Source organism: Ruegeria sp. HKCCD3925 (genome assembly GCF_057221175.1).
This window is the reverse complement of sequence record NZ_JBWVBI010000002.1, coordinates 515,123-532,748: the sequence shown is the minus strand read 5'-3', so window position 1 is coordinate 532,748 and position 17,626 is coordinate 515,123. Positions and strand designations below refer to the sequence as shown.

The following is a 17,626-nucleotide window of genomic DNA, read 5'->3' as shown; positions in this document are numbered from 1 at the left end:
TCAGTGGCTCGCGGCAGTTGCGCCCATTTCATTGAGCAGATCAAAAGTGGCGAAACGCTCCATTGTGAAGGGTTCGAGTATCGGCGCGACCTTCTGGTTGGCGATGGACTGCGCCATGTACTTGCCCGCCACCGGAGTGGCTTTGAACCCCCAAGTGCCCCAACCGCAATCTAGCCATAGGTTGGACAATGGGCTGGCACCCATGATGGGTGAGTAATCGGGCGTCATGTCGGTAATCCCGGCCCATTGTCGCAGCAGACGCACCCCGTGCAGGAACGGGAACAAATGTACCGCGCCTTCGGCCAGATGTTCTTTCATGTCCAGTGTCGAGCGGGTGGAATACAGCTGATAAGGGTCCGAGCCACCGCCGATCACGATCTCGCCTCGCGAAGACTGCACCAGATAGGTGTGCAGGCTGACCGAGCTGACCAGCGTGTGCAGCCACGGTTTCAGCGGCTGCGTAACCATCGCCTGCAACGGATAGCAACGGATCGGCAATTCTACCCCGGCTTTCATCGTCATGTCGTAGTTCATGCCCCCGACAGCAATCACCACCTGACCGGCACTGATATCACCGCGATTGGTGCGCACCTTTGTGATCTTGCCACCGGCAGTGTCGAACCCTTCAACCTCGGTACGTTGATGAATTTCCACCCCGCGCCTGCTGGCTTGCGCTGCATAGCCCCAGGCCACCGCATCATGCCGCGCAGTGCCTCCATCGGCGTGCCACAAACCGCCGATGATTTCCAGCGGCCCGCCCTCATCCATATTCAGATGCGGGGACAGGTCCTTGACCGTCTGCGCATCAACGACCTCGATCCGGGTGCCCGCGTGTTTACCCATCTCGGCCCGCAGATGGAACGAGCGTAGCGTCGCCTCGGTATGGGCCAGCGTCAGTTGACCGCGCTGGCTGAACATGACGTTGAAATCCAGCTCTTCGCTCATCTCCCCGTAAAGCTGCACACCTTCCTTGTAGAACGCGATGCCCTCTTTGGTGATGTAGTTCGAGCGGATGGTAGTGGTGTTCCGCGCGGTGTTGCCGCCCGCCAGATAACCCTTTTCCAGCACAGCCACATTGGTGATGCCGTGATACTTTGATAGGTAGTGGGCACAGGCCAGTCCGTGGCCGCCACCACCTACGATGACCACATCGTAACTGGGTTTAAGCTCTGGCGTGGTCGGAATGTCTCCGGTGACAGGGTAATCGGCGGATAGCCCGTATTTCAGCAGCCTTAGCGGCATTTTTGTTGTCCTGATTTCAGCGGTTGTCAGCGGCGTCATAAATCAGCGCGCCGAGATCCGAGAATTTGGCGTCCGGCGACTGCAACCCCAGAACCGCGTCGCGTATGGCGGCGGCACGGCTGACCCCCAGCGGTGGACTGGCGAACTCCATGAACTTGGCGATCACTTCGTCACGGTCCATGGGTGCCTCGGGCCCGCCGCGCGCGTGGACGTCGCCCGACGCCAGTTCCCGCCCATCCGTCAAGGTCATGACGACATCAGCAACGCGGCTTTGAGGAAAGCGGTCGGAATGGCGCGCGGTCTCGGCCACCGAGATACGGTCGACAATCGCCGCGACCAGCGGATCGGAGAGGCCCGCGCCGGTGATATGCTCGACCCCGATACGGCCGTGCGCCACCATCGTCGCCACAGCGAAGGGCAGCGAATACTGCGCCTTCGAAGTGTCATCCGGCATACCCTGAAACAGGCAGGCACTTTCGTGGAAAGTGTTCACCTGAATCGCGGCAATGTCCTGATGAGACAGGCCATATTCACGCATCAGCGCCCTAGTGGCGTCGATCGCCGCATGGGCCCAACGACAGATCGGATAGGGCTTCACATATTGATGTTCCATCTGCCAGAAGCTGCCCAGATCCCGCCAGTGATGCGCGACCTCATCCGCCTCTATTGTGATCGCCGGCGCGCCGGTAAATCCCTTCTCGGCCAGCACTGCCGAGGATACACCCACCAGCGCGCCCCAGCCCGAGCCGTCATGCAGCATGGTGGGGTTGGCAATCTCGCGCATCATTTGACTGCGCGGCCCGTGATATTCGGCGATGCCCATGGCCTGCCGCATCCGTTCTGCGCTCAGCCCGCGCAGACGGGCGGCAACGGCCACAACTCCCAACGCGTTCCATGCGCCGGAAGTGTGGTAGTCGCTGACTGTGTCATGCAACGAAATCCCGGCGCGCCCGGCGATTTCGTATCCAATAGTTACGGTCGCCAACGCCTCGGGGCCGGAAAAATCCGCGACCGTTTCCGCCAAAGCCGCCAGAGCCGGCACAACGGCAACACCGATATGGCCCTTGGTGGGGTTATAGCCGTCATGGCCATCCAGATTATCGGTCTGAGTCGCAGCGGCATAAGCCGCGCCGGCAACGCTAACCTTGCGGCCATCGAACAGCATCCGTGCGCTGAGGCCCGGATCGCCCGCACCGTAAAGCGCCACTGCGCTGTCACGCGCGATCTGACCGGCCTGCATCGGTCCGGACCCGATGGTGATCCCCATCGTGTCCAGCAGCATCAGTGCCGCCGCTTCGAGCGCGCTGTCGGGGAAATCCTGCACCCTTCGATTTAGCGCAAACTTTGCGATAGTTTGAAATGTGTTGGTCACGATGCCCTACAGATGAGGTTTCGGGTTCGGCCAAAACCTAAGTGTGTTTGCCCATCGCAGCACGAAAACAATACGAGGGCAATGGCCCCGGAAAATTTGTAGCTTTGGCTCCGCTCCATTGTAGCATATGAACCAGATCAATTCCCGCCGCGAAACAGAATTCCCGGCGCACCACCTACCCGCTCGCCCAGGAACCTATCGCCATGATGAACCTGCCCCACCTGATCTTCCTGCGCTCCTTCGAGGCCGCCGCCCGGTACCTCAGCTTTACCAGCGCGGCAGATGAGCTGAACTGCACCCAATCCGCCGTCAGCAACCATGTGCGTTCGCTCGAAGAGTTTTTGCAGCGGCCTCTGTTCGTGCGCCATGCCCGGTCATTGTCGCTGACCGACGTGGGCGAGGCGTATCTGCCTTCAGTGCGGCATGCTCTGCATGAGATTGACGTGGCCACACAATCGGTCATCCAGCGGTCACACACCCGCAAAGTCGTCGTGTCTTGCCCGGTCAGCCTGGCCGAGAATTGGCTACCGGACGTAATCCGGGGTTTTAGCGACCAGCACCCGGATATCGACCTGACGGTACACGGCACCGTCTGGATTGATGTCGAGCCGAACGTCTCGGACATTTCGATAACGGTCAATCATATTGACGATGTGACGGTGGGCGCGCGGCAGCTGTGGGCCGAAAAGCTTGCGGTCGTGTGCGCGCCCGAATTCACAGTCAATGGCGCCCAGCTGACCGATCCGGCGCAACTGCAAGAGGCACCTCTGATCCATATTCTGGGTCGTCCAGCTTATTGGGAACGGGTCGCACGCCATTTTGATCTGGCAGACCTGAACCAGAAGGAAGGGCTGCGAACCAACGCTTCAAATCTGGCAATGGAGATGGCGGCGAAGTCGTTGGGCTGCGTCGCCCTGCCCCGCTCTCTGGCCGGGTCTTATGTGGACCGGGGGCTGCTGATCGAACCGTTCGAATTCGATTTGGACAGCCCATGGGCCTATTTCGTGCGTCTCAAGGAAAAACCCGTTTCACCGTCGGTCAGGCTGTTTCAGGACTGGCTGCTAAACGCCGCCGCCAGCATGAACCGCTGACCTGCAACGGGGCTGCTCAGGCAGCCCCTTCCAGTGCCGGTTTAACATCGCGCAGGCGGTTTCCATCCGGATCAAAGGGAGGCTCGGACAGGATTTTCGCTTTATGGGGCATGCCAAGGATGAACACTTCGACCGTATCACCAGGTTGTGCGACCTCAGGGTTTATATAGCCAAGCGCTAGCGATTTGCCGACCGAATAGCCGTATGCACCGGATGTCACGCGGCCAACCGGGGTACCATCCGGGGTAAAAATCGGCTCACCGCCGGTCGCGTCGGCATCCTCGGAGACTTCGACCTCGAAGATTGACAGCACTTCGCGCGCGGCGTTGTCCTTGACCGACAGATACGCATCCTTGTGCAGGAAATCCTTGTCTAGCTTGATCAGGCCCGCCAGCCCGACCTCTTGCGGCCAGTATTCCTGCGAATACTCACGGCCCCATGAGCCATAACCTTTTTCGATCCGCAACGACCCCAGCGCGCGGCCGCCAACGGGGCCGCCATCCAGCAGCTTGGCCGCATCCAGCAGCGCAGCGTACAGGCGGGTCTGATCTTCTTCGGCGCAGTGCAACTCCCACCCTAGATCGCCGGTAAAGCTGACGCGGATGGCCAGACAGGTGACACCTGCAACCTCGATTGTGGCCGAGCGCATAAAGCGGAACGCCTCGTTCGACAGGTCTGCATTGGTCAGCCGCTGCAGCAGGTCACGCGCTTTCGGACCGGCGACGTTGAACCCTGCTATGCGGTCCGTGGCGACTTCGAAGGTTGTGTTCTTTGGCAGGTCGATCATGTTGAAGAAGCGTTGATGATAGCGCTCGGCCATGCCCGATCCGATCATCATGTATTCGTCATCGGCCACCTTGGTTATGGTGAAATCGCCAGCCACGCCGCCACGGACAGAGATCAGCGGCGTCAGGCAAGACCGCCCGATCACGGTCGGTACGCGGTTGGCGACCAAGCGATCCAGCCAATCTTGCGCGCCGGGTCCTTTGATGATGTAGTTCGCAAAATTCGATATGTCGATGACGCCCACATTCTCCCGCAGCATCTGTACCTCACGTCCCACCGGCTCCCACCAGTTCTGGCGTGTGAAGCCGTTGGTTTCCTGTACACCGGGCTGATCGGCGAACCATAGGGGATGCTCCCAGCCGCAGTTCAGACCAAAGACACAGCCCATGTCTTTCTGCATTTCAAAGGCAGGGCGGACTCGGGCGGGGCGACCTGCACTACGCTCCTCGTTCGGGAAGTGGATGGCAAAACGGTGGGTATACTGGTCCTCAACCCGTGCCTTGGTGAATTTTTTGTCGGCCCAGTCGCCGAAGCGGGCCAGATCCCATGCAAACATGTCGTATTGCGGCTCGCCCTCGATCATCCACTGCGCCGCCAGCAGGCCCAGACCACCCGATTGCGAGAAACCCGGGATCAGTCCGCCGCAGAGGAAATAGTTCTTCAGTTCGGGCACCGGACCCCACAAGGCGCTGGAGTCCGGAGACCAGATCATCGGCCCGTTGATCACCCGTTTGACCCCTGCGGTGGCGGCAACTGGCACACGTTCGGTAGCGCGGATCACGTTTTCCATGATCCGATCCAAATCGTCGGGGAACAGGTCATGGGCAAAGTCCAGCGGCGTACCGTCCTCGGCCCAGAACTTCATGTCCTTCTCATAGGCCCCGATGAGCAATCCGTTGCCTTCCTGACGGAAATAGTACTCGCCATCCCGGTCTGCAATTGACGGAAGGCGACGGCCCAGATTGGCAACTTCTTCGATGGATTCAGTCACGAAGTACTGGTGCTCGGTCGGTTGCAACGGCAGAGTCAGCCCCGCCAGCGCCGCAACTTCGCGGCCCCAAAGACCAGCGGCATTCACCACCCATTGCGTGTGAATATCGCCCTTTGCGGTACGCACGATCCAAGACCCGTCGGGTTGCTGATCCGTACCTAGTACCGGACAGAACCGTTCTATGGTTGCTCCCATGGCGCGGGCACCGGCAGCATAGGCGTGGGGCACGCCCGAGGGATCCACATTGCCGCCATCGGGTTCATACATGATGCAGCGGATATCGTCGAACTGCGCCAGCGGGTGCAGTTCCTTGGCCTGCTCGCGACTGACCTCGTGGAAGTTCAAACCATAGAATTTAGCCTTGGCTTCCTGTAGGCGCAGCTGATGCTCGCGTTCTTCGGTTTGCGCTAAATAGAGCGAGCCGGGCTGGAACACGCCGCAGCTCTGACCGGTTTCCTGTTCCAGCTCTTTATATAGATTCATCGTATAGTGCTGGATGCGGGTGATATTGTTGTTGTCATGCAGCCCATGAATGTTGGCCGCCGCGTGCCAGGTCGAGCCGCTGGTCAGTTCGTCCCGCTCTAGCAGGACCACATCGGTCCAACCCAACTTGGCGAGATGATACAGAATTGAACAGCCGGCTAGGCCACCGCCGATTACAACCGCTTGTGCATGCGTTTTCATGTGCTTCCCCTCTCAAATGCCTCAGGCGGCGATGGTTTTCATTGCACCCAGAAACTGGGCCACTTCGGCGACGCTGTTGTAGTGGCACATCGAAACACGCACGCAGCTGTCCATGCCAAGCGGTGTCAAGATGTTGCCCGAGTAGTGATCGGCCTTGCGCAAATGCGTACGGATGCCTTGTTCGTTCAGTTGCTTGACCACATCGACCGACGGCACGCCCTCGACCTGCAGTGACACCAGCCCCTCGCGTGCAGGGTTATCGACACCGCCCAGAATGGTCACCTTCTCCATCTCGGCCAGCCCAGGCAGGTTGCCGGTTCCGCGGATCATCGCATCAGTCAGAGCTTTTTCCTGCTCATGGATCGCCTCTCCGGCAGCGACGAATTTTGCGCGCCGGTCGGTGGCGTCGCTGACCTGTGCGCCCAGCCATTCGAAATAGCTGATTACGTCAGACATTGTAGCGTAAGAGCCGGTATCACGCGTCCCCATTTCCCAATTGTCGGCGGGGCCGTCGATCAAGCTGTTATGTGGCAGCTTGGTCAGCCGGTCAGAAATCCAGGCCACCCCGTAACCATGGCGCGAGAACACCTTGTAAGGCGAGATCACATAGCCATCGACATCATAGGCGGTCAGGTCGATCCGGCCATGCGCGGCGTGCTGGATACCGTCGATTATGATGAAGCAATTGGGCGCAACGGCGCGGATCTCGGCAGCCACAGCCGCTACATCCACGCCCATACCGGTCACCGGCGAGGTGTGCACGATAGTCGCAACCTTTGTGTCCGGCGTTACCTGCGCCGCATAAGCATCTGCGGTGACGGTGCCTGTGGCGTCGTCATGGACCACCAGAACATGAACTTGCCCGGCCACCCCGGCCCAACGCGCGCAAGCGCTTCGGGTCGCGGGATGTTCCAGCGTTGTGCCAAGCACCCGACCGGTGCCTGTGCCCAGACAGGCGTTCATTATCAAACGAAACAGCAGCTCGGTCCCGCTTTCGCCGACAAAGAACTGGCCACCGGGGGCGTTCATGAACACGGCCATATCTTCTTTGGCCTTGTTGATTACCCGCACCAGTTCGTGACTTCCCGGGTTGTCGCGGCCCTGATTGTCAGGGATCGAAGCATAAGCCTGCGAGGTGCCCACAACCGAATTCAGCGTCAGCGCGCCACCCGCGTTTTCAAAGAAAATACGCGGTCCCTGCTGCGGGCAGTGGTCGACCTGCGCAAATCGGGCACGGATTTGTTCAAGCAATTCTGGAGTGATCTTAGTCATCGGGAACCATTCCTGCGAAAATGTCATTCTGGCAAGATATATGCGCCCTTTTGCAAAACTACTCACAAAAAAACTTGGGGCATTGTGGGTGGAAATTGAGACCATCGAGCCAAGAGAACTCAGCCACAAGAACGATATGGTTCGCGAATTTCAATTTCGTCGGCCCGATCACACCCTCACGCATGCCTTCGCTTGGTTGAGAAACCGCTGGTCAGGCCGACGGTTTGTAACCTGAGCGTTGTTCTAGAGACATCGCTTTGCAGGACGGTGTTGAGAGAGTGACGATCCAACCTCATTGGCGCAGCCTGTACCGCCATCACAAACCAGACATCGTAGAAGCGGGCATGCATCCTGCATTCCAGATATTCCCATATCGGCAGGGGTATTTAGATTGATAGCGATTCATGCATTTGTTTACAGCAGTTTGGGATTTCGTCACGCCTTTCAGACCTGACTAATCGCCATTGTAAGAGATCACGAACTTGCCTTCGACGCGGCGATACCGCGAACCACTCCCGCGCTGGTGGCGCATTCGTCGATGGTCAATAGCTTGTAACATATTGGTGTATAGAGCTTGCTGATTGAAAGCTGAAAAGTTAATCGTCTGCAACAGGTTAGCTTATGTCCAGACTTCGAGTATTAAATCAATTTGCCAAAATTTCTGCTAATTAGGCTTAAACCCATCATCGACGCACCAAGGACATGCGCAGAGCAGCGACAGACCGGTGTTGCGACCCAAACGCCGTTGCCCCGCAAAAACTGACATAATTCACCTGAACGATGAACATTGGTTGTCCGGCCCACCAAAAAGGCAGGCCGGACAGTGTTAATAAGTACTTTTAGTCGTACAGAACGGCCGAGATCTTCGGGTCGTCAATATTCGAGGCATCGTAGTAGTAGAAGCCTGTGTCGATCAGACCTGGAACCTCTTCCCCATTCAGAGCCGCAACCGCTGCTTTCACAGTCTCATAGCCGATGCCCACAGGGTTTTGCGTGATCGCACCCGCCATCAGACCGCTCTTGATTGCGTCTTTCTGGGCCTTGCCACTGTCATAACCGATGATCACCAAACCCTCGGTGCCCAGCTCCTGAACACCGTTTACAACACCAATAGCTGAGCCTTCGTTGGTGCCAAAGATACCATTTAGATCAGGGTTAGCCGTCAGGATCGCCTTGGTGACTTCGGTCGATTTCAGGTGGTCGCCCTGGCCGTACTGAACCGTGACAACTTCAATATCCGGATACTTCTCAGCCATGCGATTGACGAAACCGTCGCGACGATCAATACCTGTGCGGCTTGTCTGGTCATGGGCGACAACAGCAACCTTCCCTTTGCCCCCGATTTTTTCAGCCATCTTGTCTGCTGCCAACCCTGCTGCCGCCAGGTTGTCCGTTGTCGCGGTTGAAAGCGGAATATCGCTATCAACACCACTGTCGAAGGCGATGATCGGAATGCCCTTTTTGTTGGCCTGTTTCAAAAGCGGGATAGCAGCCTGGCTGTCCAGCGCGGCAAAACCGATTGCCTTTGGATTATTGGCCAGAGCGGCAGCCAGCATGTCGATCTGACGGTCCACCATGGTCTCATTGTCCGGGCCTTCGAATGTGATGGTGACATCAAATTCGTCAGCCGCCTGCTCCGCACCCGACTTCACGGCCTGCCAGAACTGATGCTGGAAGCCTTTGGATACCAGCGGGATGTAGATCTCTTCGGCTGCCGCCATCGAGGCGGGTCCTGCCAGGGTGGCTGCACTCAGCGCACCCAGAATGAAACGACGTGATAACATGTTTTCTCCTCCAGTTGGTCGTTTTGGTCTTTGAATTAGCTGCTAGGTCATCCCGATTTCTTGCGCCGTGCCATATCGGCATAGACGGCCAGGATGATGATTGCGCCGGTCACAACGGTCTGCCATTCCTGCGCAACGGACAGCACGCGCAATCCGTTGGTCAGCACGGCCATGATAAGCGCACCGATCAGCGTACCCAGGATCGTCCCGCGTCCACCGGACAAGGAGGTGCCGCCGATCACCACAGCTGCGATCGCCTCCAGCTCGTAACCCAGTCCCAATGCCGGTTGTGCGGAATTCAGGCGCGAGGCGATGAGGATTCCGGCGATGCCGCAGATCGCGCCGGCCAGAGCGTAAATGCGCATCTTCCACATGTCGGTGTTCACGCCGGACAAGCGCACTGCTTCCTCATTTGAGCCAAGTGCAAAGGTGTACCGGCCTAGAACCGTGCGCCCCAGAATGTACGAGGCCGCGATGGCAACCAGGAACAGGATCAAGACCCCATTGGGGATGGGCAGCGACGGGAAAACCTCTCCGATCAGCGACCCGCGCGAAATCAGATCGAAGCCCGGCGTATCATTGAAGTAGATTGGTCGCGTGCCCGAGATCACCAGCGACAGGCCTTTGAGGATCAACATCATTCCAAGCGTCGCAATGAATGGCGGAATTTTCATTTTCGCTACGAAAGTGCCCGAGCAAAGTCCGCAAAATGCGCCCGCCGCAATGGCTGCGGCCACACCCAACAGCAAGGGCATGCCGAGATATGTCAGGACCACCCCGGCGATCACAGCACAGAAGGTCATCAGTGTTCCGACTGAAAGGTCGATCCCGCCGGTGATAATGACCAGCGTCGCGGCGACGGCCAGAACGCCATTCACTGATGTCGCCTGCAGAATGGCGATCATGTTCGATGTCTGCATGAAATTCGGCGACGCAATAGAAAATCCGATCAGCAGGACGATCAAACTGGCAAAGGCCAACAGCTTTTGATAGGCGCCACTGTCCGCGAGGCCCGATAGTGGCTTTTTCTTTTCGATGTCGGTTGCTGTGGTCATTGGACTGTCCCTGTTACCTGCATCGCCGCCGCACGTTGCGTGGCCAGATGCATGATGTCTTCTTGAGTGGTGTCTTTTCCGCCGGGCAGAATGCCGGTCAGTCGTCCTTCGCACATCACGGCGATGCGATGGCTAAGACGCATGATCTCGGGAAGTTCGGATGAGATCACGATGATCGTCTTGCCCTGCCCTGCCAGTTCTTCCAGCAACTTGTAAATCTCGGATTTCGCGCCGACGTCGATACCGCGGGTCGGTTCGTCAAAGATCAGAATATCGCAGTCGCGCAGCAGCCATTTGGCGATGACAACCTTCTGCTGATTGCCGCCTGACAGTAGGCGAACCTCCTGCACATCCGATGGCGTTCTAATGCCCAATTGCTGGATGTAGCTTTTGGCGGTGTCGCTGATTTCACCATCGTGCAGAACCCCGCCTGCGCCGGTGAACAGGTCCATCGAGGCAAGCGCGATGTTGTCGCGTACATTCATACCAGTGGCGAGACCGAAGTGCTTTCGGTCCTCGGACAGGTATCCAATCCCCGCTTTGACGGCGTCGGAGGGTGATTTGATCGACACCACCTGACCATGTACCCGGATTTCGCCGCTATCTTTGGGATCGGCCCCGAAGATAGCCCGTGCAACCTCTGTACGACCTGCGCCCATCAGACCGGCAAAGCCCAGAATTTCACCCTTTTGGACCGAGAAACTGACGTCCTGAATTTCGTTGCTCCGGCTCAGCCCTGTGACTTGCAAAGACATCTCCGCATCACCCAGGTCGGGCACGTCCAGCGGTTCTTCCTTGACCTCTCGGCCCACCATCATGGCGATGATCTGGCTGATCGGGGTTTCAGCAGCCCCAACTGTTCCGACATATTCCCCATCGCGCATAACCGTCACGCGATCCGAGATCTGCTTCAGCTCGTCCATCTTGTGGCTAATGTAAACGATGCCCACACCTTCAGCCTTGAGGCGGCGGATGATCACGAACAGCTCGGCAATCTCGGCGTCATTCAGGGCCGCTGTTGGCTCGTCCATGATGAGCACCTTGGACCGAAAGGACAGTGCCTTGGCGATCTCGACCATTTGCTGTTTTGCGATGGTCAGGCTGCCAACCAACGCCTTGGGATCAAGGCTGAGGTTCATCGAAGCAAAGATTTCGGCAGTCTGCGCATTCAGCGCCGCCTCGTCCAAACGGCCAAAGCTCTTACGCGGTTCGCGTCCGATAAAAATGTTTTGGGCTACAGTCAGGTCGTTCATCAGGCTCAGTTCCTGATGGATGATCCCAATACCTAGATCCTGCGCCTCGCGCGGGGCTGTCGGACTGACTTCGCGCCCTTCTATCTTCAAGGTCCCACCGTCACGTTGATAAATACCCGACAGGATTTTCATCAACGTACTTTTACCGGCACCGTTCTCGCCCATCAGCGCGTGAACTTCACCCGGTTCAAGATCGAATTGCACGGATTTCAGCGCGTGCACGCCGGGGAAAAACTTATCAATCCCCGTCATTTCGACCAGTCTATTTTTATTGCCTCCCATTTGCCCCTCTCCCCTTGGGCCAACGCGGTTTACATCACCGCACCAATTTGCCAGGGGACGAATTCAACGCCCCCAAATCCAAGTTCCTCGCTTTTGGTTTTCTTGCCTGAGGCGACACGGATCAGTATTTCGAACAGTTCTTCGCCCTTGCTCTCGATGCTGATCCCGTCTGTCACGATGTCACCGCAGTTCAGATCCATATCCTCGGCCATGCGGGCATACATTTCGGAATTGGTGGCCAGCTTGATGCAGGGCGTTGGCTGATATCCAGACACCGAACCACGCCCGGTGGTAAACACAATCAGGTTCGCACCCGAAGCGACTTGCCCGGTGACCGAACACGGATCAAAACCGGGGCTGTCCATGAAGACAAACCCGCTCTTGTCGATCATCTCACCGAATTTGTAGACGTCTCGCAGTGGCGCGGTGCCTCCCTTAGCTACGGCACCAAGCGATTTCTCAAGAATGGTTGTGAGCCCCCCGCGCTTGTTGCCTGGGCTTGGGTTGTTGTCCATCTCACCGCCGTTTCGGGCCGTGTAGTCCTCCCACCAGTGGATGCGTTCGATCAGTTTTTCACCCACCTCAACCGTCTCGGCCCGCCGGGTCAGCAGGTGTTCGGCACCGTAGATTTCCGAGGTTTCCGACAGGATCGTTGTTCCGCCATGGCGCACCAGTAAATCCGACGCATACCCCAGCGCCGGGTTCGCGGTTATCCCAGAATACCCGTCCGAGCCGCCGCATTGCATACCGACCGTGATGGCACTGATCGGAGCCGGAGCGCGTTCGGCTTGATTGGCCAGATGGGCGATGCCGCGCAACTCCGCCAGCCCCCGTTCGATAGTGCGGCGTGTTCCGCCCTCGTTCTGAATGGTCATATAACGCAGCGCACCGTCAGCGCGGATTGGTCGACCGCCGACAAGATCTGCCACCTGCATGACTTCGCAGCCCAGACCGATCAGCAGAATACCCCCGAAATTCGGATGCTGTGCATAGCCGGCCAACGTCCGAAACAGGGTGGCATAACCCTCATCCTTGCTGGACATTCCACATCCGGTCCCGTGCACAATCGGGACCACACCGTCAACATTGGGATAGCTTTCCAAGAACCCGGTCTTTTCCGCTGCGTCGGCGATAAAACGCGCTACCGAACCCGAGCAGTTCACGGTGGTTAGAATCCCGATGTAGTTTCGGGTTCCCACTTTACCGTCAGATCGATGGTATCCGTCGAATGTACGCTTTTCAGTCAGAACAGGCAGCGGGGTGTTGGCGCTGGCATGTGCATAGTCCTGCTGATGCGCCCCCATGCCAAGGTTGTGCACATGGATATGTTCGCCAGGCGCTATATCGCATTTGGCCTGCCCGATGATCTGACCGTAGCGGACAATATTCTCGCCAGTTTGGATTGATGACACGGCTAGCTTGTGGCCGCGGGTAACGGGCGCAGCCAATTGCACGGGAACATGTGCCGGCTGCTCACCCGCTTGCAAGTCACGCAAAGCAATAACGATGTTGTCCTGCGGATTTAGCTTTACGACATCGCGAGCCGCCTCTTCCAAAACGTTTATGCTGCCGTTCGCTCGCATCTCTTCTCCACTTGCTTGGTCAATGTTGCTAAATCCAATATCTCTACTTGTCAACTAACATGTTAGAATGCTAACTTATGCAGTATGAACAAACACCAAGATATTGATGCCGAACTGTTGCCCGAGATCACAACGATCGAAGGACCGCTCGCTCAGCGGGTTCACCACTCATTGAAGCAGGCGATTCTCTCACTGGATTTCCCACCCGGAGCGAACCTCAGGAAGGCACCTGTGTGTGAAAGATTGGGTGTGTCGCGCGCACCTGTGGCCGATGCGATCGCGCGTTTGGCCTCGGAAGGTCTGGTGGATGTAGTGCCGCAATCAGGCACTCGCGTATCCTACTTTTCGATGGACGAGATCCGCGAAGGCGTATTCCTGCGTGAAGCGCTTGAACTTGCAACTGTCGCCAAAGTCGCGCGCGACATAACCGACGTTCAGCGTAAAAGGTTAAGCCGCAACATGCGTCTGCAGGAACTGTTGATTATGGATGATGATATCCCAGGCTTTTATCAGGCTGATGAAGAGTTCCACAGTCTTCTGATGGAATTTACAGGCTTCCGCCGCCTCGCCGACGTTGCCCAAACCGTTTCCTTACAGGTCAGTCGCGCACGCATGCTATTGCTGCCCACCCCTGGCCGGATCGCTGAAACACTGGCAGAACACAGGGCCATTTTCGAGGCAATCAGCAATCGCGACGAACAGGCCGCGCAGGTCGCTATGCGCGCCCACCTCGGGCAGTTGATGCCGCGCATTGAGCAGTTGGAGCAACTGAAGCCGCATCTGTTCAACCTCACCCCACAGCTGAATAGCGAGGCAGGATGACCGTTTCCCAAACAGAATTACTGAACAACCGGACCACGCGGCCCGTTCCCCTGACCCGCATGGGGTTCGGTGGGGCACCATTGGGGAACCTGTACCGCAAAGTCTCGGACGAGGACGCGCAGGCTGCATTGCAAGCCGCCTATGACGCAGGCATCCGTTTTTTCGACACCGCGCCGCAATACGGGCTTGGCCGGTCAGAGCATCGGTTTGGGCAGGCGATCGACCGGTTCGGTCGCAAGAACATTCAGCTTTCGACCAAAATCGGGCGTTTATTACTGGATTGCAAACCGCATGAAGTGACACCTGAAGCCTTTGTCGATGTGCCGCAGAAACGGATTGTGTTCGACTATACCTATGACGGGGTCATGCGGTCTTACGAGGCCAGCCGCGACAGGATCGGCGTTGCCAATTCTGACATTCTTCTGGTCCATGATGTCTGTGTCTTCAGCCAGGGCAGTCAGGAAATGTCGGACGCCAAGGTGCGCGAACTTTTTGATGGTGGGGGTTACAAAGCGCTAACCGAACTGCGCGACGCAGGCGAGATCGCTGCAATCGGCGCGGGCGTAAACGAATGGCAGGTTTGCGAAAGGCTGCTTGGACTGGGGGATTTCGACGGGTTCCTGCTGGCCGGGCGCTATACGCTGCTGGAGCAGGAAGCGCTCGACAGTTTTCTGCCACTCTGTGAGCAGCGCGATGTCGGGATTATCCTCGGGGGGCCTTACAATTCAGGCATTCTCGCCACCGGAGCTGTACCCGGCGCCAAGTACAATTATGCAGACGCACCAGAAGACATTCTGGACCGGGTCCGCAAGATCGAAGCCGTGTGCGCAGCCCACAACACTCCGCTGATTGCGGCGGCGTTGCAATTTGTTCTGGGCCATCCATGCGTCAAAACAGTTGTACCCGGGGCTGTAAACGCATCCGAAGTCCAATCCAATGTGGCATTGATGGAGCGTGACATTCCCCCGGGCCTGTGGGCGGACCTACGATCCGAAGGTCTGATCCGACCGGATGCGCCTCTGCCAAGCGAGACTGCAGATGCTGCGTAACATCGATCCGATCCTGTCGCCGGAGCTGCTGTATACCCTCAGGGCCATGGGCCACGGGGATGAAATCGTTATTGCAGATGCGAACTTCCCGGGTTCCAGCAGCGGGCCGGACTGCATTCGGGCGGATGGATCTTCGGCCAGTGAAGTGTTGCAAGCGGTCTTGTCGGTGATGCCCTTGGACACATTCGTTCCTGATCCGGCGTTGACCATGCAGGTTGTCGGCGACGCGGAGGCGGTTCCCGACGCAGTCGCGGACTTTCAACGCATCATCGACACGACCGCCGACAACCCGGCCAAAGTTCAGGGCTTGGAACGGTTTGCATTCTACGAGCGTGCGGCCAACGCGTTTGCCATCGTTCAAACGGGCGAACGCAGGCTTTATGGCAACATCATCCTGAAAAAGGGTGTGATCGCATGAGGATCGACGCGCATCAGCATTTCTGGGCTTTGGCGCGTGGCGACTATGGCTGGCTGACGCCCGATCTGGACACGATCTACCGGGATTTCACGCCGGACGATCTAATGCCCCTGCTTAAGGCTGCCGGGATCGATGGCACAGTCCTTGTCCAGGCGGCGCCCACTGTGGCTGAGACGGAATACATGCTCTCGCTGGCCGACCAGAATGCGTTTATCAAAGGTGTTGTCGGCTGGGTTGATTTTGAAGCCGATGATGTTGGCTCACAGATTTCTGCGTTAGACGCCCATCCGGCACTGGTCGGTCTTCGTCCGATGATACAGGACATCGCTGACCCTCTGTGGATGCTCGGCGACACGCTGCCTCCAGCTTTCGAGGCTGTCCAACGGCATGACCTGACATTCGATGCATTGACCTTGCCCCAACATCTGGGCCCGCTCAGACAACTTCTGGAACGCCATCCGGAAATGCGTGTAGTCGTCGACCATGGCTCGAAACCGTTGATCAAAGACGCAATCTTGCATGATTGGTCCGACAACGTGTCGGCCTTGGCCCGGGATACAAACGCATGGTGCAAGCTATCCGGCCTCGTGACCGAGGCTGCCGCAGATTGGACGATCGAAGACCTGCGCCCGTACGTGGATCACCTGCTGAACACCTTCGGTCCATCGCGTCTGATCTGGGGTAGCGATTGGCCAGTTTGCACCTTGGCCAGTAGCTATGAGCGCTGGTGTGAAACCACCGACATGTTGCTGAAACATCTGAGCAGCGCAGAACGACAGGCAATAATGGGTGGCAACGCCGCCCGCGCCTACAACCTCAGGAATTAAAATGACCATAGGTACATTGGATTCGAACGGGCTGTGGCTCGGCCGTATTGAGCGCGGCGGAATCGGCCCCAGCGTGGTGACCCTGCGCAATGGGCGGATTATCGATATCACGTCAAAAACGGCGCCAACTGTCAGGGACATTCTGGAACGCGACGATGAAGCAGATCATGTGCGCAACGCTCAAGGTGAAGATATCGGCCCTTTGGACGCCGACCACCAATGGCTGGCCCCGTGTGACCTGCAGGCGGTCAAGGCCTGTGGTGTCACATTTGCCGGGTCCATGGTCGAACGCGTAATCGAGGAACAAGCCTCCGGTGATCCTGCCAAAGCCGACGCGATCCGGGCGCGCATCGGAGACCGGATCGGAGACAGCCTCTCGAACATCGTACCTGGATCGGACGCGGCCGCAGAGGTCAAAGAAGCACTGATCGCTGAAGGCCTCTGGAGCCAGTATCTGGAAGTCGGGATCGGCCCCGATGCCGAGGTGTTCTCCAAAGCACAAGTTTTGTCTTCGGTCGGGTTTGGTTCAGAAATCGGTCTTCACCCGATTTCGACCTGGAACAACCCCGAGCCCGAGGTCGTTCTGGCCGTTACATCTAAGGGCGAGATTAAGGGCGCTACGCTGGGGAACGACGTCAACCTGCGTGACGTTGAAGGTCGTTCGGCTTTGTTGCTGAGCAAAGCAAAGGACAACAATGCCTCTTGCGCGATCGGACCGATGATCCGGTTGTTCGATGATGGGTTCACACTGGACGATGTACGCCAGGCTGAACTTGCGCTGACCGTGACCGGATCGGATGGAGTTGTGCTGAACGGAAGCTCATCCATGTCCCAGATCAGTCGCGATCCTGCAGACCTTGTGAAGCAGACTATCGGGCGCCATCACCAATATCCTGATGGGCTGATGCTTTTCCTTGGCACTCTGTTCGCCCCGACCCAAGACCGTGACACACCTGGCGGTGGGTTCACTCACAAAATTGGCGATGTCGTCACTATCTCCAATACGCGCCTTGGAGCGCTGACAAACACCGTGCGCCTGTCGACGGAATGCCCCGAATGGTCCTTTGGGGCATCACACCTGATGCGAAACCTCGCCCATCGCGGCCTGCTGTAAG

Annotated in this window: 14 protein-coding genes; 6 read left to right on the top strand and 8 right to left on the bottom strand. The window is 57.7% G+C overall.

Features of this window, described 5'->3' with window-relative positions:
• Together AC2TEM_RS07200 and AC2TEM_RS07195 are read right to left on the bottom strand one after the other, a co-directional pair.
• Positions 1 to 1,242 (bottom strand): FAD-dependent oxidoreductase, encoded by a 1,242-nt coding sequence (locus tag AC2TEM_RS07200; RefSeq protein WP_170608941.1) that lies wholly within the window; start codon positions 1,240 to 1,242, stop codon positions 1 to 3.
• Between the two features lie 16 nt (positions 1,243 to 1,258).
• Positions 1,259 to 2,614, bottom strand: a complete 1,356-nt coding sequence (locus AC2TEM_RS07195) for an MmgE/PrpD family protein (RefSeq protein ID WP_170608943.1) — start codon at positions 2,612 to 2,614, stop codon at positions 1,259 to 1,261.
• 206 nt (positions 2,615 to 2,820) lie between these two features.
• Here AC2TEM_RS07195 and AC2TEM_RS07190 point away from each other — a divergent pair, with 206 nt between their 5' ends.
• Positions 2,821 to 3,705, top strand: coding sequence for a LysR substrate-binding domain-containing protein (locus AC2TEM_RS07190; RefSeq protein WP_480856057.1), 885 nt, complete (start codon positions 2,821 to 2,823; stop codon positions 3,703 to 3,705).
• Positions 3,706 to 3,721: 16 nt separating this feature from the next.
• Here AC2TEM_RS07190 and AC2TEM_RS07185 read toward each other — a convergent pair whose 3' ends face one another.
• The 6 genes from AC2TEM_RS07185 to AC2TEM_RS07160 form a co-directional block, all read right to left on the bottom strand.
• A complete protein-coding gene (locus AC2TEM_RS07185) occupies positions 3,722 to 6,166 on the bottom strand; it encodes an FAD-dependent oxidoreductase (RefSeq protein WP_170423127.1) in 2,445 nt (814 codons plus the stop codon).
• 21 nt (positions 6,167 to 6,187) lie between these two features.
• Positions 6,188 to 7,438: an aminotransferase class V-fold PLP-dependent enzyme gene (locus tag AC2TEM_RS07180; protein WP_170423125.1), complete on the bottom strand. Its 1,251-nt coding sequence runs from the start codon at positions 7,436 to 7,438 to the stop codon at positions 6,188 to 6,190.
• 839 nt (positions 7,439 to 8,277) lie between these two features.
• The gene (locus tag AC2TEM_RS07175; RefSeq protein ID WP_170423123.1) at positions 8,278 to 9,222 is read right to left on the bottom strand and encodes an ABC transporter substrate-binding protein; all 945 of its coding nucleotides are present in this window, start codon (positions 9,220 to 9,222) and stop codon (positions 8,278 to 8,280) included.
• A 47-nt stretch (positions 9,223 to 9,269) separates the two neighbouring features.
• Positions 9,270 to 10,277: an ABC transporter permease gene (locus AC2TEM_RS07170; protein ID WP_170423121.1), complete on the bottom strand. Its 1,008-nt coding sequence runs from the start codon at positions 10,275 to 10,277 to the stop codon at positions 9,270 to 9,272.
• The gene (locus AC2TEM_RS07165) at positions 10,274 to 11,812 is read right to left on the bottom strand and encodes a sugar ABC transporter ATP-binding protein (protein ID WP_480790491.1); all 1,539 of its coding nucleotides are present in this window, start codon (positions 11,810 to 11,812) and stop codon (positions 10,274 to 10,276) included. Before AC2TEM_RS07165 ends, AC2TEM_RS07170 begins: the two co-directional genes overlap by 4 nt.
• A gap of 29 nt (positions 11,813 to 11,841) precedes the next feature.
• Entirely contained in the window at positions 11,842 to 13,395 is a 1,554-nt protein-coding gene (locus AC2TEM_RS07160; protein WP_170394141.1) for an altronate dehydratase family protein, read from the bottom strand.
• A gap of 84 nt (positions 13,396 to 13,479) precedes the next feature.
• Here AC2TEM_RS07160 and AC2TEM_RS07155 point away from each other — a divergent pair, with 84 nt between their 5' ends.
• Genes AC2TEM_RS07155 through AC2TEM_RS07135 form a run of 5 tightly spaced genes read left to right on the top strand, consistent with a single transcriptional unit; the run spans position 13,480 to position 17,625 of the window.
• Positions 13,480 to 14,217, top strand: a complete 738-nt coding sequence (locus AC2TEM_RS07155) for a GntR family transcriptional regulator (RefSeq protein ID WP_170394143.1) — start codon at positions 13,480 to 13,482, stop codon at positions 14,215 to 14,217.
• Entirely contained in the window at positions 14,214 to 15,266 is a 1,053-nt protein-coding gene (locus AC2TEM_RS07150; RefSeq protein ID WP_170423119.1) for an aldo/keto reductase, read from the top strand. Before AC2TEM_RS07155 ends, AC2TEM_RS07150 begins: the two co-directional genes overlap by 4 nt.
• The gene (locus AC2TEM_RS07145) at positions 15,256 to 15,684 is read left to right on the top strand and encodes an RbsD/FucU domain-containing protein (RefSeq protein ID WP_170608945.1); all 429 of its coding nucleotides are present in this window, start codon (positions 15,256 to 15,258) and stop codon (positions 15,682 to 15,684) included. The genes AC2TEM_RS07150 and AC2TEM_RS07145 overlap by 11 nt, the downstream gene beginning before the upstream one ends.
• The gene (locus AC2TEM_RS07140) at positions 15,681 to 16,511 is read left to right on the top strand and encodes an amidohydrolase family protein (protein ID WP_170423115.1); all 831 of its coding nucleotides are present in this window, start codon (positions 15,681 to 15,683) and stop codon (positions 16,509 to 16,511) included. The genes AC2TEM_RS07145 and AC2TEM_RS07140 overlap by 4 nt, the downstream gene beginning before the upstream one ends.
• Position 16,512: 1 nt before the next feature.
• Complete coding sequence (locus AC2TEM_RS07135; protein WP_170423113.1) at positions 16,513 to 17,625, top strand: fumarylacetoacetate hydrolase family protein; 1,113 nt, start codon at positions 16,513 to 16,515, stop codon at positions 17,623 to 17,625.
• The last annotated feature ends 1 nt before the right edge of the window (position 17,626 follow it).

Bases quoted from the DNA above. Each gene is read 5' to 3' on its own strand.
- AC2TEM_RS07200 (WP_170608941.1), bottom strand. From the start codon at position 1,242: ATGCCGCTAAGGCTGCTGAAATACGGGCTATCCGCCGATTACCCTGTC.
- AC2TEM_RS07190 (WP_480856057.1), top strand. From the start codon at position 2,821: ATGAACCTGCCCCACCTGATCTTCCTGCGCTCCTTCGAGGCCGCCGCC.
- AC2TEM_RS07185 (WP_170423127.1), bottom strand. From the start codon at position 6,166: ATGAAAACGCATGCACAAGCGGTTGTAATCGGCGGTGGCCTAGCCGGC.
- AC2TEM_RS07180 (WP_170423125.1), bottom strand. From the start codon at position 7,438: ATGACTAAGATCACTCCAGAATTGCTTGAACAAATCCGTGCCCGATTT.
- AC2TEM_RS07175 (WP_170423123.1), bottom strand. From the start codon at position 9,222: ATGTTATCACGTCGTTTCATTCTGGGTGCGCTGAGTGCAGCCACCCTG.
- AC2TEM_RS07170 (WP_170423121.1), bottom strand. From the start codon at position 10,277: ATGACCACAGCAACCGACATCGAAAAGAAAAAGCCACTATCGGGCCTC.
- AC2TEM_RS07165 (WP_480790491.1), bottom strand. From the start codon at position 11,812: ATGGGAGGCAATAAAAATAGACTGGTCGAAATGACGGGGATTGATAAG.
- AC2TEM_RS07160 (WP_170394141.1), bottom strand. From the start codon at position 13,395: ATGCGAGCGAACGGCAGCATAAACGTTTTGGAAGAGGCGGCTCGCGAT.
- AC2TEM_RS07155 (WP_170394143.1), top strand. From the start codon at position 13,480: ATGAACAAACACCAAGATATTGATGCCGAACTGTTGCCCGAGATCACA.
- AC2TEM_RS07150 (WP_170423119.1), top strand. From the start codon at position 14,214: ATGACCGTTTCCCAAACAGAATTACTGAACAACCGGACCACGCGGCCC.
- AC2TEM_RS07145 (WP_170608945.1), top strand. From the start codon at position 15,256: ATGCTGCGTAACATCGATCCGATCCTGTCGCCGGAGCTGCTGTATACC.
- AC2TEM_RS07140 (WP_170423115.1), top strand. From the start codon at position 15,681: ATGAGGATCGACGCGCATCAGCATTTCTGGGCTTTGGCGCGTGGCGAC.
- AC2TEM_RS07135 (WP_170423113.1), top strand. From the start codon at position 16,513: ATGACCATAGGTACATTGGATTCGAACGGGCTGTGGCTCGGCCGTATT.